The organism is Trichococcus alkaliphilus, assembly GCF_003008695.1.
Lineage (GTDB): Bacteria > Bacillota > Bacilli > Lactobacillales > Aerococcaceae > Trichococcus > Trichococcus alkaliphilus.
On the sequence record NZ_PXZT01000008.1, the window covers coordinates 73,450 to 91,088 of the forward strand.

Sequence of the window (17,639 nt, forward strand, 5' to 3'; positions counted from 1 at the left end):
ACAAAAAACATGATTCCCCGCAAAGGAGAATCATGTTTTTTCTTATTTCGAATACAGCAGGAAGGCTTTCGGCACAGGCGCGCTGAAGCGGACGAGTTCGCCCGTCGCAGGATGAATGAATGCGAGTGTGGAAGCGTGAAGCCCCAAACGTTTCATCGGATTGGTGCGGGCACCGTACTTCTTATCCCCGGCAACCGGGTGGCCCAAAGATTCCATGTGGACGCGGATCTGATTCTTCCGCCCGGTCTCCAACTGAACTTCCAGGAGCGAGTATTCCTTGTTGGCGCGAATCTTCCGGTAATGGGTCACGGCATGCTTGCCACCGTTGTCTTTCGGACTGGAATGGACTTTCATCGCTTTGCTCTCGGTCAGCCAAGAGGAGATGGTGCCGGCATCATTCTTGATTTCGCCCTCGACAAGAGCGGTATAGATGCGTTCTTTGACGAGTTCCTTCCAATCATTTTGCAGCTTCTCTTTCAGTTCTTCGGATTTTGCGAAAAGCATGACGCCGGATGTATCCCGGTCCAGGCGATGCACGACAAAAATCCGGTTCGCTTTGTTGTCTTCTTTGACGTAGTGGCTCAATTGGCGGTAAGCGGTCGGTTCCTTTGGATCGTCCGTTGCCATCGACAACAGGCCGGCATCCTTATTGATCACGATGATCGATTCGTCCTCAAATAGGATCTTGAGGCCTGACAGAGAAGTTTTTTTGATGGCTTCCTTGTTTGCCAAAATGCCGACAGTCTGTCCGGGTTCCAAGGGGTGGTTGTGTTTGGTGATGGACTTGCCGTCGACCGTCACTTGTCCGCGGGTAAGGATCGACTTGACGGAATTGCGGCTTTGCTTGCTGAGGATCTGCAGCAAAAAGGGCAACAATTCGCTTGGCTCGGTCACAGGGTATTGTGTAACCCCTTTGGTGGACGGGTTTTTTTGGGGTTCTATCGCCTGATCCTGACGATTGCGTTTATTGTTGATTGGTTTTTTTTGGTTTGTTTTTTTCATATCGTTCGCTCCTGACTCTGTTCGCCGCCTGATTGTAGCGGTCGTCTCTTCTGAAGTATAACAGAAAACCGGGCATCCATCCCGCATAATCAGGACAAAAACGCAGCAAGTGGCATATAATTGGAGCAGAAGAATCAAAAGGAAGCGAGGGAGCAGTCATGGACCATATCAGCATCATCGGCGCCAAGGAAGGAAATCTGAAGAACATCAGCGTGAACCTGCCCCGGAATAAATGGATCGTCCTCACAGGGGTATCCGGTTCCGGCAAAACGACGCTGGCGATGGATGTGCTCTATCAGGAATGCCAGCGCCAATATCTGGAGGCGATCGGCTACCAAGGGATCCGCAAACCGAACATCGATGCGATCCGCAATGTGTCTCCCGCCATCCAAATCCAGCAGCAGGCTTACAATAAAAATCCGCGTTCGACTGTGGGAACGGTAACGGACATCTATACCGACCTGCGGATGTTGTTCGAGAAGCTAAGTTCCAGACGCTGCCCGGCTTGCCGGAAGGATTTCAGTTCGGCGGATTGCCGCGAGGAAACCGAAAAAACAGCCGATGACTTCAAGGTGTTCCAGTATTGCCCGCACTGTGATCAGCGGATGGAGAAGCTGACCCGCACCCATTTTTCCTACAACACCCGAGAAGGTGCTTGCGCAACTTGCCAGGGCATGGGGGAAGTGCTGACGATCGATGAGAAGCGGGTGCTCCATGAAGAGCTGGCGCTTGAAGAGGGCGCGGTCGTTTTTTGGGAAAAACGCTACCGGGATTACCAGTTGGAGTCTCTCTATGCCGCTTGCGCCCATTACGGAATTCCGCTAGAAAAAAATATGCCTGTGAAGGACTTTACGCCGGCACAGCGCGCGCTGTTGCTGCAGGGGGCCGAAAGCGAAGCGGTGCATCGGCTGTTCCCGGATGTGCCGGTACCCCGGACGGTTGCGGAAGGCCGCTACGAAGGCGTGTTGCCGAACCTTTGGCGCAGAATGGCGGATCAAAAAGGGGCTTCCAAACTCCGGGAAGCTTACTTTGAATCTGCCACCTGCCCGGAATGCCAGGGCGAACGGTTGAATGAACTGAGCAGGAGTGTGACGGTTAACGGGACGCGCTTGCCTGAACTGTCCGGGTCCTCATTGATCGACCTCATGGATTGGGTCAGCAAGCTCGAAGTAAACCTGCAACAAACGGAGCAACTACTGGCGGGCGTTTATGTGGCGGATCTGAAGACCAAACTGAAACGGATCCTGAAGTTGGGATTGGGCTATCTGTCGCTCGACAGGCAGACGATGACACTGTCAGGAGGGGAAGCGCAGCGTCTGCGTTTGGCTGCTGTCCTCGATTCGGATCTGACGGGTGTCATCTACATCTTGGATGAACCGACAATCAGTCTGCATCCAAAAGATACCGAAGGGCTCCTTGCTGTCCTGCGGTCGCTTAGGGATAAAGGGAATACGGTGCTCGTCATCGAACATGACACAGCCGTCATGGCGGCCGCGGACTACCTGGTGGATATCGGTCCGGGAGCGGGGAAATACGGGGGCGAAGTCATCGGGGAGGGAACGCTCCAGCAAATCAAAGATCAAGCGACATCCATCACCGGTGCCTACCTGAACAGCAAGCCGGAACCGCGCAAACTTTTCCGCAAAGGAACAGGGGATGCTATTGAGGTGAGCCAAGCGGACAAGCATAACCTCCGGAATCTTACAGTCCGTTTCCCCAACGGCTGCCTCATTTGTGTCACCGGCGTATCGGGTTCCGGGAAATCGACGCTCGTCTTCGATGTGCTGGCGAAAGGGGACACTACCGAATCACAGAACTCGAATCAGGTGCGCGGGACCGGCTCATTCGACCAGATCGTTATCGTGGAACAGGCACCGCTCACCCGAATGAAGCGTTCGAATGTTGCGACCTATTCGGACGCCTACACGGAAATTCGGAAAATCTTCGGCAGCCAGCAGACTGCCATTGAAAATGGAATGACAGCCAATCGCTTCTCCTTCAATGTGAAAGGGGGGCGCTGCGATCATTGCGAAGGCTTGGGCGTCGTCACAACCAACCTGTTGTTTTTTGAAGATCAGGAAGTCCCATGTCCGGTCTGTTCGGGCAAACGCTTCAAGGACGAAGTGTTGTCCGTGACCTACCGCGGCCATTCGATCACTGCAGTGCTTGGCTTATCCGTTGAGGAAGGCGCGGAATTGTTTTCGGATTCGCCTAAAATCAGTGCCATCCTGACTCTGCTGCAGGATGTCGGGCTCGGCTACCTCGAGCTCGGCCAGACGACAACGACTTTATCCGGCGGCGAAGCGCAACGGCTTAAGTTGGCAGTGGAACTCCTTGCAAATCAAGGGAAAAAGAATCTTTATCTGATTGATGAACCGACTACCGGTCTGCACCCGCTCGATGTCGAAAAATTCCTGAAATTGTTGGATCGGATGGTTGATTCCGGAAGCACGGTGGTTGTTGTGGAACACAATCAACAGATCATCGGGGCGGCGGATTGGATCATCGATCTTGGTCCGGGAGGCGGGGATGCCGGCGGTAGGGTCATTGCGGAAGGAACCCCATCCGATATCCGAAAAGACATCAATTCGGCGACCGGAAAATTCATTTGATCCAGTAAAAGTGAAAATGATTGACAGATGCCGAGAAAATCGCTATCTTATTAGAAAGCGATTAGGAAAAGAAGGGGAGGCAGAACCATGCAGAAGATGATGTGTTGTATGTGCGGATGTAAGAAACATGCAGGAATATTCTTATCATCTTTTGATCTCCACAACCGGCTGTTTTTGCCGGCTCTGTAAAGGGGATTATGGGGCAGATTGTGCATCCGCATCCAAGTGAAGCGCTGAAATGATGATGAATACTCGTGCATGTGTGTTTTGTTGACGCGCATGCACTTTTTTTGTGGAAATGATGGGAACCCATCGGAAAATAGAGCGAGGTGGCAAAAATATGAATCTTCAGCAATTGCGATACGTCATAACAGTGGCGAAATACGGCACTTTTCGGGAAGCCGCAAGGCAATTATATATGGCGCAGTCCAGTCTGTCGTCAAGCATCAAAGATCTGGAGGAAGAATATGGCATCCAGATCTTCGAGCGTTCCAAAAAAGGCATCGAAATAACCAAAGAAGGGGCTATGCTTTTGGAATTCGCCGATCAGATCGTAGCCCAAGCGGACCAATTGGATTACCGCTATCTGTCTGCAACCGAAAACAGGAGACTGTTTTCCGTTTCGAGCCAGCACTATGATTTTGCTTCGGAAGGCTTTGCCCGACTGGTTTCGGAAAAGAAGGAAGAATCGTTGAATTTCCGTTTCCTAGAGACGAGCACTTCCAAAGTGATGGAGGATGTGCGGGACGCCGTCAGTGAAGTCGGCTTCATCTATCTGAATGATTTCAACGGGAAAGTCATCAAACAGTATCTCGAAGCGTTCGACCTGAAGTTCGATCCGCTGATCGCGTTCCAACCGCATGTATTCCTCAGCGAGTTCCATCCGTTGGCGAAGAAGGAGAGAATAACGCAGGAGGAACTCCATCCGTACCCTGTCATTTCCTTCGATCAAAGCAAAAACAGCACGCTGCAGTTGATGGAGGAATCGATCCAGGTCGATCAGAATGTCCAACGGATCAGCGCAAGCGACCGCGCGACCGTGTTGAATCTGTTGTCAGTGACGAACGGTTATTTGGTCGGTTCAGGTCTCCTGAAATCGAACACGCAGGACCATATCATCGTGGTGCCGATGGATGTCGATCAAAAAAATACGATCGGCTTCATCTATTCGAAAGTGCGGCCGCTCAGCGCAATCTCCAAGCGCTATATGGAGATCGTAAGGGAATTGTTGGAGGGGGATCAACGAATCGAATTGACGTCTTCTGAAGACTGAATCAAGAATTTATGACGGTTATTGTTCAACCAAATATACAAAATGGCCATCCAAAAAGAGCGCATTCGCCCTCTGTGGATGGCCATTTTATATGGAAAATATTTCAGTTGTACACGGAAAAATTGGGGTCACTCTGTAAAAAGATTATCGATATTCATCCGCAGTACGCGATCGATGCTCGGATTGCCATGGTCGCGATAAGGATATGCCGCAGATTCGAAGAGGATGTAGAGATGCTTTCCATCCACGACAATTTGCTCCATATAGGAAGGCATTGTGATTTCGGTATTCGCATTTTTGTCCGTGAAGTCTTCATTTTCCTTAAGACGATCAAAGGAAAGCAGGGTTGAGTCATGCTTTCTGCCAGAAGAACGTGACAGCATCAGCTTTTCCTGATAAAAAGCCAGGCCTTGGATTTCTTTTCCGATCTTGTCGACGTCGTCAGGATAGGCTTCTTCCGTGCTTTTTCCCGTATCGAGCGCATGGACTTCCTTTCCGTCCTCATTTTCTTTTGTGGAGATTGCGTACCGGTGCATGACACTCGTCTCTTCGTCATCGAAATGCGCCACGTAGAGGTCATCGCCGTGGACCGTGATTGTAGAAGCGCGCTTGATGTCCGGAAGGTTGATACTATCGGTATACGTGATTGGTTCTGAGGAGGCTGTGAAATCATAGGTTTCGATGTCCGCCAATGACAGGGTGATGACTTGCGCGGTATCGTCTTTTTCTGACGTGACCCACAGCAGGTCGTGGTTGTTGTCAAAAGCCAGGCCACCTACATGCGGGATGCCGTCCAGGACGATTTCCTTGATGAAGGACCCGCTCTTTTTGTCCAACACATAGATGACGGAATTGTGTGATTTGGTTTTGCAATAAGCCGATATGAACAAGTAATCTTTGTTCACGGCCAACCCTTGCGGAGTCATAGTGGTGCAGATATCCGTTCCCTCGTGTTCATAATGGAGCGTCAATGTTTCATCCATACCAGGGATGACATAAGTATTTTTTTCCGGGTCGACACCTGCCTCTTCAAAAACCGCCTTGTACAGTTCAGGGTGCTTGGTCAATCCATCCTCCAGTGACTCGAATGAGCCGAGGCTGGCTTCCGTGTTCGTTTCATCGGCAAAAGCCAACCTTTCGATTTTTCCGTTCTTTGTGAGGAGGATGAGCCCGATAATGCCCACCAAAACCACGCCGATCAGGACGAGCTTGATGTTTCTCTTTTTCTTTTCCACAGTATCACTTCCCGATTTGAATATTTAAATTAGCCATTCAGCTTTTCTAATATATTACTACAGGAGTGGGTAAGCGACTAACGAAAAGCTTCCGGCCACGCTTATTCCTGATAGGATTTGAGTACTTCCTGAAGCGGGATTTTGGCGATTTTCCGCCTGCTTATGTAGGTGCCGGCAAAGAAGATGAGGACCAGGATCACCAATGTCTGCAGCAGGAAAATCGGTCTGTACTGCAGGGGGAGGATGACGCCGTATTCCTCCGTGAAGAACCGCATCATCAGGTTCAGTATACCCAAAGCGATGGGGATACTGATCAGATAGGAAATCAGGGCATAAAAGAAATAGCTGTTCAAAATCATCGCATTGACTTCCCGGCGTTTGTAGCCCATCACTTTGAGCAACGAAATCACATAGTAATTTTTTTCGACCGTGAAGGAAGTGAGCACGAAGAGAATACTCGCCGCGATGACTGCAGATCCGCCGATCATGATGTTTGAGATGAACTGCGTGTAGTTGGACATCGCCTTCGATTGTTCGATGAGCCCGGACTTGCTGATGATTGTGCTGTAGTAGGCATCGGACGGCTTTTTGAGCGAATAGATGCCGCTGTACAGGCGCGAAGTGCTATTTTCCGACAATATATTGCTGAGCTTTTCGATGTTCAGGTACACCTTGTCGGAAATGTATTCATCGGTCACGCCTTTGACAAGGAAGGGGAAAGTGTCGTCGTTCACTTCCAAACGGATAGTATCGCCTTCTTCGAGTCCGAGCTTGATGCTGAGCCGTTTCGTGATCACGGCGCCGTTCTGGATATTTACGGTTATGTCATTACCGTCCTCATCATACAGGCTGTAAAGTTTGTTGCGTGAAGACAGCCCTTGCAGCGATACAACGTTGCCGTCGAGAGCAGCGAAGGGATAGATGAGGAATTTTTCGTCCCCGGGCTGCGTTTCGGGCAGCCTTTCTGTGACGTCGAGATAGGCCTCATATTCGTAGTCGACCTTGTTCAGATAGTCGACCGTCATCCGATCGACCATGCCGCCCATCATGAAGGAAAAGCTCATCAGGATCGTCGAGAACATGATGCCCAAAAAGAAAATGAAGAAGCTGCCGGTGCTCTTGATGGCATGCAGATATTTGAATTTTGTGCTCCCTTTAGCATTGGAAAGGACCCGGCTGAGGTACCGGCCGATCCGGTTGATCGACTTGCCCTCATGCGGCTTCAGCAGTTCCAAGGCATTCTCGCCGAGGATCCGGTAGATGATGATCCAGGAAACCAAGGAGAAGAACAGGAGCGGCACCAGGATCGCAGTGGCGAAGACGGTGAAGCTCTGGGCGATTTTGACTTGGGGCAGGAGATAGAAATCCAGATACAATTTTTTCAACGGCTCGGAATAGAGCGATCCGATGAAGTAGCCAAGGACCAGCATAAGGGCAGCGAAGACCATCATCGCGACGAAATAAGGCCGGGCTATTTCGGAACGGCGGTAGCCGAGCGCCTTGAGGATGCCGATCTGGCCTCTTTCGGCAAGGAGCAGGTTGTAGATCAGGATCGATACGATGATGACGGCGATAGCCGCGATGAAGATACTGAGTCCCAAAGCCATAACTTTTCCTTGGGTGAGTTCATCATAGATGGCACCGCTCCTCATGCTGGTCTGCGTATCTGTAATCTGGCTGACGAAAGGCAGCGCATCTTTGTCGTAGGTCGTGTCTATACTTTCTCCGGTCAGGTTCATGCCGGCCAAACGGAAACTCTCTTTGTCGTCGAAGTTTTCATATTCTTTATCAGACATGAGCAATAGTGTCTGCAGCCCGGTATCCAAGTTGAAGGTTTCATCGAACATAGGAAGGGTGTAATCTGGGAAAAGCACAAAGCCCGTCACGCGGTAGCTTTTGTTTTTGATGATAAGGGCGTCCCCGAGGGTGAGTCCGTTCTTGTCGGCATAGACTTTTGTCAAGGCGACTTCGTTGTCGGCTGAGGGTTTGCGGCCTTCCTCCATATAGGAAAGATTGATTGTTTCGCCATCCTTCACGAGCAGCGCTTTATGCGACTGCCCTTGGTAGGTGTAGGAGGTGTTTTTGTATTCCCTCAGTTCGAGGCTGACATCGCGATAGCGCGCTTCAAATTCGGCGATCCGGTTGTCCATGAGCTTATAGAAAGTAGCGGGCTCGACTTTCTTGATGTCGCTGAGCGAGTAGAAGCCTCTGACCAGCAGCGCCGCCGCGATGGGGTAGGCTGCTTCTTCCAGCGTTACCCGGTTCAGCATCTCAACGGCAAAGTCCTCCTGGTTGTAATCCGCCAAGTACGCTTCCGTCGGTTCTTCGATGCCGCTCAATCCGTAGAACATCATGGTGTAGGTGGCGGAGCTCAGGATGATGATGAATCCGATGGCAACCAGCTGCATCCATTTTTTCCGCAAGGTATTGATGACATTTTTCAGCAGCATGATCCGCACCTCCCCCTATCCCCAAGAGATGTCCTGGGCATTCTTTTTGACTTCGTTGAGGATGACTTCCGTGATTTGACCCGAGTTCATCTTGATGACCTTGTCCGCCATTTCAGCGATGCCCAGGTTATGGGTGATCACGATGACGGTTTTGTTGTAGTCCTCGTTCAGGTTCTGCAGCAGCTGCAGAATCTTTTTTGAATTTTCTTCATCCAGCGAGCCGGTGGGTTCGTCGCAGAAGATGATGTCGGGATTCTTGGCCAGGCTCCTGACGATTGAAACCCGTTGCTGTTCCCCTCCGGAGAGCTGGCTGGGATATTTGTTGCGGGCTTTTTCCAGACCGACCTTTTCGAGCAGGTCGCCTATGTCGAGCGGAGCGGTGCCTATGTCCGAGCCAATCTGGATGTTCTCGTAGACGTTCAGGTTCTGCAGCAGGTTGTATTGCTGAAAGATGAAGCCCAGATGTTTCCTTCTGAAGGCGGTCATCTCCTCTTCGTCCAGGTTTGTCAGCGTCTCGCCCCGGAAGGTGATTTCCCCCGAAGTGACGGTGTCCAAGCCGCTGATGACGTTCAGCAGGGTGCTCTTGCCGCTGCCGCTGGGGCCGAGGATGACGACAAATTCGCCCTCTTCGATGGTGAGGTTGACGTCCTTCAGGGCGTAGGTTTCCACGTCACCGGTCTTGTAAGTTTTCGTCACATTGGTCATCGTAATCATCGCAGCCACCCTCTTCTGAAATCGCTTCAATCAGTTCAAGTATATTTGTGTCGGGAAATTTTGTCAAAAAATTGAGAATGGAAAATCCTTTGCTGAAATAGCTAAAATAGGAGATACCCAAAAAGATGAATTATCCAGAATGGTTTTGTATGCGCTGACAATGTCTTCACGGATGCATCGGTCGATATGGTAAAATTGAGATACCGAAACGATGGAATCAACTGGATTATCCAGAAATTGCGCGAGGGGGTCTTCTTTATGGGGAAATTGAAAGCTATCATATTCAAATCAAAAAAATCGATCATTGTCACCGCGGTCCTTCTGCTGACTTTACTGGTGGGTGGAGGTACTGCCTACTGGTGGTATCAGAATGCCCAAGTCCAGGAAGTGTCGGTGCATACGGCCTGGAAAGGGCAATTGGCTAAGTATGTGCCGATAACCGGCGACATCGAAGCCAGCAGCAGGAGTAGCCTTTATCCCTCGCCCACAGCCAAGATTGTTGAAGTGTTGGCGGAGGAAGGGCAGGCAGTCAAGAAAGGCGATGTGCTGGCGAGGATTGATACGACCGAGTACCGCACCCAAATGGATAAGCAGGTCATCAATCTTGCGAATGCAGAGGCGACGCTTGCCTATCTTTCCGGGAGCAGCGCAGAAATGGATAAGGCATCCTCCCAGAATGCGGTGAGCCAAGCGGGGATTGCGCTGGAAACTGCCCAATCAAATTATAGTGCGGCGCAAGGGAATCTGGATGACATCAATACGCTCAATGCGAATGCCATCAGCCAGGCTAACATAGCCCTGGAGAATGCTCAGTCGAATTATGCTGCGGCCAACTCCAATCTATCGGCGCGGGGAACGCTCTACGACAACGCTGTGAGCCAAGCTCAAATAGTCTTGGAGAGTGCCCAATCGAATGCTGCCGCATTAGCGGATAAACTGCATAACGTCGAAATAGCCAACGCGAATGCGGTCGGCCAAGCCGAACTGACTTTGGAAAATGCGAAGGCGCATTACTGGATCGCAAAAAAGAATTTGGATGATCTGGAAAATGCCCTGCATGAAGCCAAATGTGCGTTGGAAACAGCTAAAGCAACCTATGAGAGTGCAAAACTGAATCTGGATATCGTCAAAACCTTGTACGACGCCGATCCGATTCTGTACGCAGTGGACTATCAGTTGGCGCAACAGGCTGTCACCGCTGCCGAAACGGCGGTATGGAATGCGGAACTGACTTTTGATAGCGCTGAAATGGGCTATCAAGCCGGCTATGATACGGCGAAATTGGCGGTGATCGATGCTGAAACAGCTGTCCGCAGCGCAGAAATCGCTCTTTCGAATGCCGAAAACGCAGCCGACGCTGAATATGCTGCAGCCGCAAAAGCGGTTTCGGACAGCGAAGCTGCTGTGAACAACGCGGAAATCGCTCTTTCGAACGCCGAAAGCGCGGGCTCTCTTGAATATGCTGCAGCTGAAAAAGCCGTCAGCGACAGCGAAGCCGCTGTCCGTAACGCGGAAATCAGCGTTTCAAATGCCAGAAGCGGCGCTGCCGTAAAGTACGAGGCGGCGATCAAGGCAATCAGCGATGGCGAAAAATCCGTCCGGAGCGCGGAAATCGCTCTCTCGAATCTGAACACCACGGCAACGTTTTCGAGCGCGACAGCGGAGGAAAGAATCTCCAATCAGGCCGACCAGATTGCTCTCCTGAAAACAGACCTCGCCTACTTGAACAAAAAAATAGAGGAGAGCGATCTGAAGGCCAATGTCGACGGCATCGTGACGAAGATGGACGTCGTTGCGAATGAATATCCTCAGGTCGGCGATGCCATCATCGTCGATGGGGCGACCGAATATGTGATCAGCTTGGCTGTCAGCCAGTATGACAGCGTCAATATGCGGGTAGGCCAGAAGGCGACAGTTAAGGTGAAAGGGGTCGCTGCGGAATATGATGGGGTTGTCTCGGAAATCGGCCAATCGGCGGAAAAATCCGCGACATCCGCAGACCAGGATGCGAAAGTTGCGGTAAAAGTCACGATCACCAATCCTGACGAAAACATCAAAGTAGGCTATGAAGCCGATGCGGAAATCATAACGGTCGAAAGGCTTGATGCTCTGCGCGTGAACTATGAGGCCGTCCAAATCGAAGCGGAATCCGGAAAAGCGTATGTGTATGTGGTGGACAGCAGAAACCGAGTCGAAAAAAGGTACATCGAAACCGGGCTGGAAACAGAATATGACATCGAAGTAGTAGACGGTCTGGTGGAAGGTGAGCGATACGTTGCTGATCCGAACAAAGATATTGTGGATGGTGTCAAGGTAAAGGACAGCGGTGACGCCGAGTGACGGATCCGCCTGAAAGAGAGACAGAGGGGAGGGTGAGCGGTCGTGAAAAAAGGAGTAAGGCGGTGGCTTGTATCCAGTTTCATGGTGATTTTTTGTTCGGGCTGCAGCACCCCGCCATCTTTGGTGGGGAGTCAGGTTGAAAGTTCCTTGATAAATGAAAGCAAGCAGACATCCATCCCTCCCTTAGCCGATATTTCCCAAGGCGAAAAGGCAGATTCGGCAACACCGATTTTCATTACGGTAAACGAGACTGCGACTATCTTTCGGGAAGGCTATCCCATCGATACGCTTCCGTGGGACATGGAGGGCCAGGAGACAATCGGACAATCGGATGATTACATCGGGCGCATCATAACAATTGCCAGGAAGACAAGTGACGGAGAGTACGCTTATGTGTGGATAGCGGGATTGGGATTTGGTTGGATCGAAAGCGCAGCGCTCAAAGAAGCGGATTTCCAGCCAACAGCTGATTCGGATTACATCACACTTGGCGATTCCCCAATCACCAGCCTGCCGGGAAACAGCGAGGAAGCTGCTGTTATAGGCAACACCTCGGACCGGATCGGAGAAAGGGTGCGCCTTGCCTTTGCGTCGGCCGACGGGGAATATTTTTATGCCACAACACTCACCAATGAAGGCATCGGCTGGCTGGAAAAAGAGCTGTTGGGCTTGGTTGGTGAGGAACAAGTAGGCGTGATTGCAGCTGAAGGTTTTACAGTCGATACGCTTGTGTGGGGAACACCGGGAAGTGAGACGGTGGCTTTAACCGGCGAACAGTTTGGAGCGTATATCACGGTCAAGGGTTCACTGTCGGACGGCAGCTATACCTTGCTCTTCAAGGACGGAAATGTCTGGGGCTGGGTCGATACGCGCGCCATCGAAATCCGTGATGACATCCTGATTGCGGAAGCTACCGACTACATCACTGCCGGCCAATACTCGATTTCGAGCCAGCCACCGGAACTGTCGGCATCGGTCCAGTTGGGCACTACGAAGGACGTCCTTGGCGCGAATGCAACTATCATCTATGAAACAATGGATGGATCGAGCGTTTATGCCGCTTATCTTGGGTGGATCGACAGGCAAGCTTTCGGCTTCGAAAACGGCGACTACATCGGCGTCATTACGGCCGGGAGCTACTCGGTCGACAGCCTTCCTTTGGGCACGCCTGATTATGAAACAATCGGTTACTCCGATAGCTATGCAGGCAAGGAATTATTGGTCAAAGGAACCACTCAGAACGGACTCTATTCCTTGCTCTGGATGCAAGGAAGCCCATTGGGTTGGGTGGACAGCCGAGCTGTCAAGCCGTTCGATGTTGTTCCCGTGTCTTACTCCGCCGTCATTTCTGATGGTGGCTATTCCATCGACAGTCTGCCTTGGGGCGAATTCGGAGCAAAAGAATTCGGCTCCACAGCGGAATATCTTGACGAGACCGTTTCAATCAGCAAAGAGACGGTCAGTGGAGACTATCTGTATGCCGAATGGAATGGGGAAGAGCTAGGATGGATCGATCATCGGGCCTTTGGGAAGTGACTCCCTATCCATGACTAAAGAGATAGCGTATAATGGAAGAACGGAATCAGGCACAGCGCAATCGGCCTGAGGAGTGGATCAACACTTCTAATAATGATCAGAAAGAGGATTTTACCATGTCGAAGTTAGGTTTGCAGCTCAGCCCGGCAGACAGCGAAAGCAAATGTTGGGTGGCGGAAATTACCGGTGCGGACGAAGTGTACATTTTAAAAAGGGACTTCATCCCAGCCGAACCGGAGGGCGGATGGGTCCTCTACGATGGCTGGTACCAATTGAACGGGGCGGTGCCCGGCGTTACGGAATTCAAAAAAGAATATATCCGCATCAAGGACGGAAAAGTCAGAAGAAACCTTCCATTCCGGGAACTCGTCGAAAGCCTGGATGAAATAAAAGCAGGTGAAGGCCCCCGTGTCGAAAGGATGCGCAAGGAAATCATCGCCATTTTGGATGAAATAAAAGAAGCGGCCTACTGTGAGCCGGTAGTAGAAGGCATCGAAAAACAAAAGGAAGACCTGGATATGGCGGATGAGCCGGACCAGATCAAAAATGCGCTCTACACGCTGAAAAAACAAAAGCAATCCTATATCCAGCAGTACCGAAAGATGTTCAACCTATAGGACGTTGAAGGATTTCTATCGCCACAAAATTATCCTGCTGAAAATAGCGTTCCATCGCCAGTGTGTTGGAGAGGATGATCAAGATGAACAAAGATATCAGTGGTTGCTGTTCTGGCGAACAGGCCTGCTGCCAGCCAGAACAAATGAAAAAGCAGATAGTCATCGATTTTCTGTATCTGGATTTGTCCACGTGCAGCCGGTGTCAGGGGACTGAAACCAGTCTGGAACAGGCTATCGGCGACGTTGCCGCAGTCTTGAGGGCGGCAGGCTATGAGATACAGTTGCGCAAAATCAATATCACATCAGAAGAATTGGCAATCCAGCATCGATTCCTTAGTTCTCCGACAATCCGGATCAATGGGAATGACATCAATTTGTCCCTCAAGGAATCGAGATGCCAAGAATGCGGGGATTTGTGCGGCGAAGAAACAGACTGCAGAATCTGGACGCATAACGGCAAGGAGTTCGCCGAGCCACCCAAGGAATTGATCATTGATGCCATCCTAAAAGCAATCTATGGAGAAAAGCAAAGCAATGCCAGTTTATCAGAAGAATACAGGTTGCCCGAAAATATCAGGAAATTTTTCAGCGGCGTGGATTGTTGAGTATGTGCCCGGCAAGCAAGATACATCAAAATGAAGAAAAGTAGCAAAAAAATACTGAAAACAACAAGATTTCCGGTATAATCTTACTTTAAATGAAAAGAATGAAAGGCGGTCGAAGCATGATCAGAAAAGCAACGCCAGCGGATCTGCCCGCAATCATGGAAATCATCAATGAGGCGAAAGTCACGCTAAAGGCGTCCGGCATCGATCAATGGCAAAAAGGGTATCCGAACGAAGCAGTCATTCTTCAGGATATCAACGGAGGATACAGCTATATATACCTGCGGGATGGCGTTCCCGGGGCAACTTTTGCATTTTTTTACGGCGTGGACCCTACCTATAAAGTCATCACTGAGGGCCAATGGTTGACGGATAATCCTTACAGTGTCATCCATCGCATCACGATCAAAGACGCATTCCGAGGCCAGGGCGTCCTTGGAGAAATCGTCGAATGGGCTGCGGATGAATCGCGTAAAAAAGGCTACTCCAGCATGCGTATCGATACGCATCCGGATAACAAAAGCATGCAGCGTGCCCTGCAGAAATCCGGGTATGCCTACTGCGGCCACATCCTGACAAGCATCAGCGATATGCGTTGGGCATATGAAAAAGTTCTCTGAAATAAGTGTGGATAAGCGAAAAGGATTGCGCCCGAACCTAACGGTGCAATCCTTTTCGTATGGAACCAAGCATCTGATCGATAAAACCGAAGGAGCGAAGAAATAATGGACCTGCAACTGAAAAATTTACCTTTGAACGAGGAACTGATCCAGACAGTGCTCCGTTGGGAAAATGACCCGGCTATTTCTCCGTTCATCATCCCACACTACGAAGAAAGCGAGCCGCCTTTGATTACGGAAGAGGGCGTCCGCGAAAGCCTCAGCAATCCGGACAAGCGCAATTATTTCATCTGCGTGGATGAAAAACCGGTCGGGATCGCGTCGATCATCCACGACTTTCCCGTCCTGCTGAAGAAGGACGGAAATACAGCCTGGTTGGGCATCTACATCGGCGTTCCGGAGTGGCGCAGCAAGGGCATCGGCAAAACGGTCATGGCCCTGTATGAAGAAGAATGCCGGAGTCTAGGCTATCAGCGGATAGAGCTGGGAGTCTTTTCCCACAATGCCGGCGCAATCAGATTGTACGAAAGATCCGGCTTCACACAAATAGGCGTCATCCCTCACTTCACCTATTCCCAAGGAGAATGGCGCGACGATATCCGGATGGAGAAGATCCTCAGTTCCGTTCTAGGGTAAACCCTCTGCGGAAATCTTTTGAAGGGAGGAAAAACAACGGATGAAAAAATGGATGTTGGTTAGGAAAAAAGCTATACTATTGACCTTGTTTGCGGCGTTGTTGGGGATGCTGACGATGTTCAGCTACAATAACTACGCGTGGTACGAAGAACCAATCGCCAAAATCATTGCAGCGGAAGCCGTTGGAACCGATGAAACAATCGGCGCCAATCGAGAAAGCTATCCCGTATACAACCAAAAACTGACGGCTGTACTGATGAACGGGGTGTCGAAAGGGGCGCAGGTCTTGATAGAAAACAACTATTCCGATTCACTTGCCTATAGCCAGATGTACCGTTCAGGCGATGAAGTGTTCCTTTCCCTTAGCGAGAGTGATTCGGGTGCAGTGACAGGTAAAATTTCCGGAGTAAAGCGGGATAAATATGTTGCCCTTTTGGGTGCCTTGTTTCTTTTCGTGCTTGTGGCGGTAGCGGGGAAAAAAGGCCTGCTTTCCCTCGTCAGTATTGCAGGGAACATTTTGCTGTTCAGTGTCGCTCTGGACAGTTATGAGATTGCGGATAATGCACAATTATTACGGATCAGCAGTGCTGCGGTGATCGGGTGGACCGTCCTTACGCTACTCCTGGTCAGCGGCAGAAACAGAAAGACTTACGCAGCCATCCTTTCCACTTTAATCGGAACATTCATGACTTTGATCATCGCCTACGGGGTCATTGCCTTGACGAACGGGCAGGGCCTGCGCTATGAGGAAATGCAGTTTGTGACGCATTATCCGCGGCGCATCTTCCTGTCGAGCATTCTGATCGGCTCGCTGGGTGCGGTGATGGATGTCGCTATCACGATGACCGCGGCCATCCAGGAACTGTACGAAAAGGACCCCGCGATATCCGCCAGAGCTTTATTCCAGTCCGGACGCGAAATCGGCAAGGACATCATGGGGACGATGGCGAATGTGTTGCTTTTTGCCTATGTCAGCGGAGCGATCCCGACGCTCGTTTTTTATTTGGAGAACGGCTCCGATGTATTCCACACCTTTTCGATGCAATTATCTTTGGAAATCACCCGAGCCTTGGCGGGCAGTATCGGTATCGTTTTGACGGTGCCATTAGCAATGTTCACAGCAGTCCGTCTGATTCCCAAGAAAGCGGGTGACCATCGATGAGCGTGCAGCTGGTATTGGCGCTGTTGCTTTTGCTTCTGATGGGGGCGGTGGGCGGCAGACGAGGGATTTCTTCGTTCCTGTCGCTGTTTTTCAATTTTGCGGTACTCTATGTATTGGTGTTGCTGTTGATCAATGGCTTTCCTTCTCTTTTTGTGACCTTGCTGGCTTGTGCGGTGGTTGGTTACATCAATTTATTCTACATAAACGGCGTGAACGTAAAGACCAAGGCGGCTTTTATCGCCACGATCTTCACAACTTTTTTCTTGCTGTTGTTGATCATTATCGTGCATCGGTTTGCGATGATACAGGGCTTTGGTCCCGAGGAAGTCGAAGAGTACACCACGCTTTCCTTTTTTGTGAATGTGGATTTCGTCCAAATCGGTATTTGCACGATGATAACAGGAACGATAGCGGCCATCACGGATACGGCCATCTCCATTTCATCCTCATTGCATGAAGTCCATCACCGCAATCCACAGTTGAGCGAAAAGGAATTGTTCCGGTCAGGGATGACGATCGGCAAAGACATCATCGGAACGACGACGAATACGCTGTATTTTTCATTCATCGGCGGTTATCTCGCGCTTTTCCTCTGGTTCAGGGATCTGTCCTATTCTTTTGGGGAGGCGTTGAACGCAAAGGTGCTTGTCTCGGAAGTCCTTTCCATGTTCGTCATCGGCATTGGAGTGACCGGAATCATCCCGCTTACCGCTTGGGTCACGGCGCGCATGCTGTTGAACAAATCATCGCGGGCTTAAAATACGTATTGCCAACCAAGGAAAATGCTCTATAATTGTTAGAGTTGAAATCAAAGCGTTACGGATGAGTCAGCTGACT

General features: G+C 50.5%; 14 protein-coding genes and 1 pseudogene. 10 read left to right on the top strand and 5 right to left on the bottom strand.

Features of this window, described 5'->3' with window-relative positions; all coding sequences use genetic code 11:
• Positions 1 to 42 precede the first annotated feature (42 nt).
• A complete protein-coding gene (locus C7R73_RS08185; protein WP_106450036.1) occupies positions 43 to 1,002 on the bottom strand; it encodes an RluA family pseudouridine synthase in 960 nt (319 codons plus the stop codon).
• A gap of 158 nt (positions 1,003 to 1,160) precedes the next feature.
• Between C7R73_RS08185 and C7R73_RS08190 the strand changes: the two genes are divergently transcribed.
• Positions 1,161 to 3,614, top strand: coding sequence for an ATP-binding cassette domain-containing protein (locus C7R73_RS08190; RefSeq protein WP_106450037.1), 2,454 nt, complete (start codon positions 1,161 to 1,163; stop codon positions 3,612 to 3,614).
• Between the two features lie 340 nt (positions 3,615 to 3,954).
• Positions 3,955 to 4,887 (top strand): LysR family transcriptional regulator, encoded by a 933-nt coding sequence (locus tag C7R73_RS08195; RefSeq protein WP_106450038.1) that lies wholly within the window; start codon positions 3,955 to 3,957, stop codon positions 4,885 to 4,887.
• Positions 4,888 to 4,905: 18 nt separating this feature from the next.
• Here C7R73_RS08195 and C7R73_RS13930 read toward each other — a convergent pair.
• From C7R73_RS13930 to C7R73_RS08215, 4 genes and pseudogenes are all read right to left on the bottom strand, one after another.
• Positions 4,906 to 4,968: pseudogene (locus tag C7R73_RS13930) on the bottom strand (H-X9-DG-CTERM domain-containing protein); the annotation flags it as partial.
• Positions 4,969 to 5,015: 47 nt separating this feature from the next.
• Positions 5,016 to 6,122 (bottom strand): YncE family protein, encoded by a 1,107-nt coding sequence (locus C7R73_RS08205; RefSeq protein WP_106450039.1) that lies wholly within the window; start codon positions 6,120 to 6,122, stop codon positions 5,016 to 5,018.
• Positions 6,123 to 6,223: 101 nt separating this feature from the next.
• Complete coding sequence (locus tag C7R73_RS08210; protein WP_106450040.1) at positions 6,224 to 8,572, bottom strand: ABC transporter permease; 2,349 nt, start codon at positions 8,570 to 8,572, stop codon at positions 6,224 to 6,226.
• 15 nt (positions 8,573 to 8,587) lie between these two features.
• The gene (locus C7R73_RS08215; protein ID WP_106450041.1) at positions 8,588 to 9,286 is read right to left on the bottom strand and encodes an ABC transporter ATP-binding protein; all 699 of its coding nucleotides are present in this window, start codon (positions 9,284 to 9,286) and stop codon (positions 8,588 to 8,590) included.
• Positions 9,287 to 9,544: 258 nt separating this feature from the next.
• Here C7R73_RS08215 and C7R73_RS08220 point away from each other — a divergent pair, with 258 nt between their 5' ends.
• The 8 genes from C7R73_RS08220 (at position 9,545) to C7R73_RS08255 (ending at position 17,560) form a co-directional block, all read left to right on the top strand.
• The gene (locus tag C7R73_RS08220) at positions 9,545 to 11,626 is read left to right on the top strand and encodes a permuted SH3 domain-containing protein (RefSeq protein WP_161525904.1); all 2,082 of its coding nucleotides are present in this window, start codon (positions 9,545 to 9,547) and stop codon (positions 11,624 to 11,626) included.
• 42 nt (positions 11,627 to 11,668) lie between these two features.
• Entirely contained in the window at positions 11,669 to 13,162 is a 1,494-nt protein-coding gene (locus C7R73_RS08225) for an SH3-like domain-containing protein (RefSeq protein WP_153060377.1), read from the top strand.
• Positions 13,163 to 13,278: 116 nt separating this feature from the next.
• A complete protein-coding gene (locus C7R73_RS08230) occupies positions 13,279 to 13,779 on the top strand; it encodes a hypothetical protein (protein WP_153060378.1) in 501 nt (166 codons plus the stop codon).
• Between the two features lie 83 nt (positions 13,780 to 13,862).
• A complete protein-coding gene (locus C7R73_RS08235; RefSeq protein ID WP_106450045.1) occupies positions 13,863 to 14,384 on the top strand; it encodes a DUF2703 domain-containing protein in 522 nt (173 codons plus the stop codon).
• Between the two features lie 119 nt (positions 14,385 to 14,503).
• The gene (locus C7R73_RS08240; RefSeq protein WP_161525905.1) at positions 14,504 to 15,004 is read left to right on the top strand and encodes a GNAT family N-acetyltransferase; all 501 of its coding nucleotides are present in this window, start codon (positions 14,504 to 14,506) and stop codon (positions 15,002 to 15,004) included.
• Between the two features lie 105 nt (positions 15,005 to 15,109).
• The gene (locus C7R73_RS08245) at positions 15,110 to 15,640 is read left to right on the top strand and encodes a GNAT family N-acetyltransferase (RefSeq protein ID WP_106450047.1); all 531 of its coding nucleotides are present in this window, start codon (positions 15,110 to 15,112) and stop codon (positions 15,638 to 15,640) included.
• A gap of 40 nt (positions 15,641 to 15,680) precedes the next feature.
• On the top strand, positions 15,681 to 16,802 hold the full coding sequence (locus C7R73_RS08250; protein ID WP_239992600.1) for a YibE/F family protein: 1,122 nt from the start codon (positions 15,681 to 15,683) through the stop codon (positions 16,800 to 16,802).
• Entirely contained in the window at positions 16,799 to 17,560 is a 762-nt protein-coding gene (locus C7R73_RS08255) for a YibE/F family protein (RefSeq protein WP_106450048.1), read from the top strand. Before C7R73_RS08250 ends, C7R73_RS08255 begins: the two co-directional genes overlap by 4 nt.
• Positions 17,561 to 17,639: the final 79 nt, after the last annotated feature.

Coding starts and splice junctions, on each gene's coding strand:
- C7R73_RS08215 (WP_106450041.1), bottom strand. CDS start 9,286: ATGATTACGATGACCAATGTGACGAAAACTTACAAGACCGGTGACGTG.
- C7R73_RS08240 (WP_161525905.1), top strand. CDS start 14,504: ATGATCAGAAAAGCAACGCCAGCGGATCTGCCCGCAATCATGGAAATC.
- C7R73_RS08250 (WP_239992600.1), top strand. CDS start 15,681: ATGAAAAAATGGATGTTGGTTAGGAAAAAAGCTATACTATTGACCTTG.
- C7R73_RS08195 (WP_106450038.1), top strand. CDS start 3,955: ATGAATCTTCAGCAATTGCGATACGTCATAACAGTGGCGAAATACGGC.
- C7R73_RS08220 (WP_161525904.1), top strand. CDS start 9,545: ATGGGGAAATTGAAAGCTATCATATTCAAATCAAAAAAATCGATCATT.
- C7R73_RS08190 (WP_106450037.1), top strand. CDS start 1,161: ATGGACCATATCAGCATCATCGGCGCCAAGGAAGGAAATCTGAAGAAC.
- C7R73_RS08185 (WP_106450036.1), bottom strand. CDS start 1,002: ATGAAAAAAACAAACCAAAAAAAACCAATCAACAATAAACGCAATCGT.
- C7R73_RS08210 (WP_106450040.1), bottom strand. CDS start 8,572: ATGCTGCTGAAAAATGTCATCAATACCTTGCGGAAAAAATGGATGCAG.
- C7R73_RS08245 (WP_106450047.1), top strand. CDS start 15,110: ATGGACCTGCAACTGAAAAATTTACCTTTGAACGAGGAACTGATCCAG.
- C7R73_RS08235 (WP_106450045.1), top strand. CDS start 13,863: ATGAACAAAGATATCAGTGGTTGCTGTTCTGGCGAACAGGCCTGCTGC.
- C7R73_RS08230 (WP_153060378.1), top strand. CDS start 13,279: ATGTCGAAGTTAGGTTTGCAGCTCAGCCCGGCAGACAGCGAAAGCAAA.
- C7R73_RS08255 (WP_106450048.1), top strand. CDS start 16,799: ATGAGCGTGCAGCTGGTATTGGCGCTGTTGCTTTTGCTTCTGATGGGG.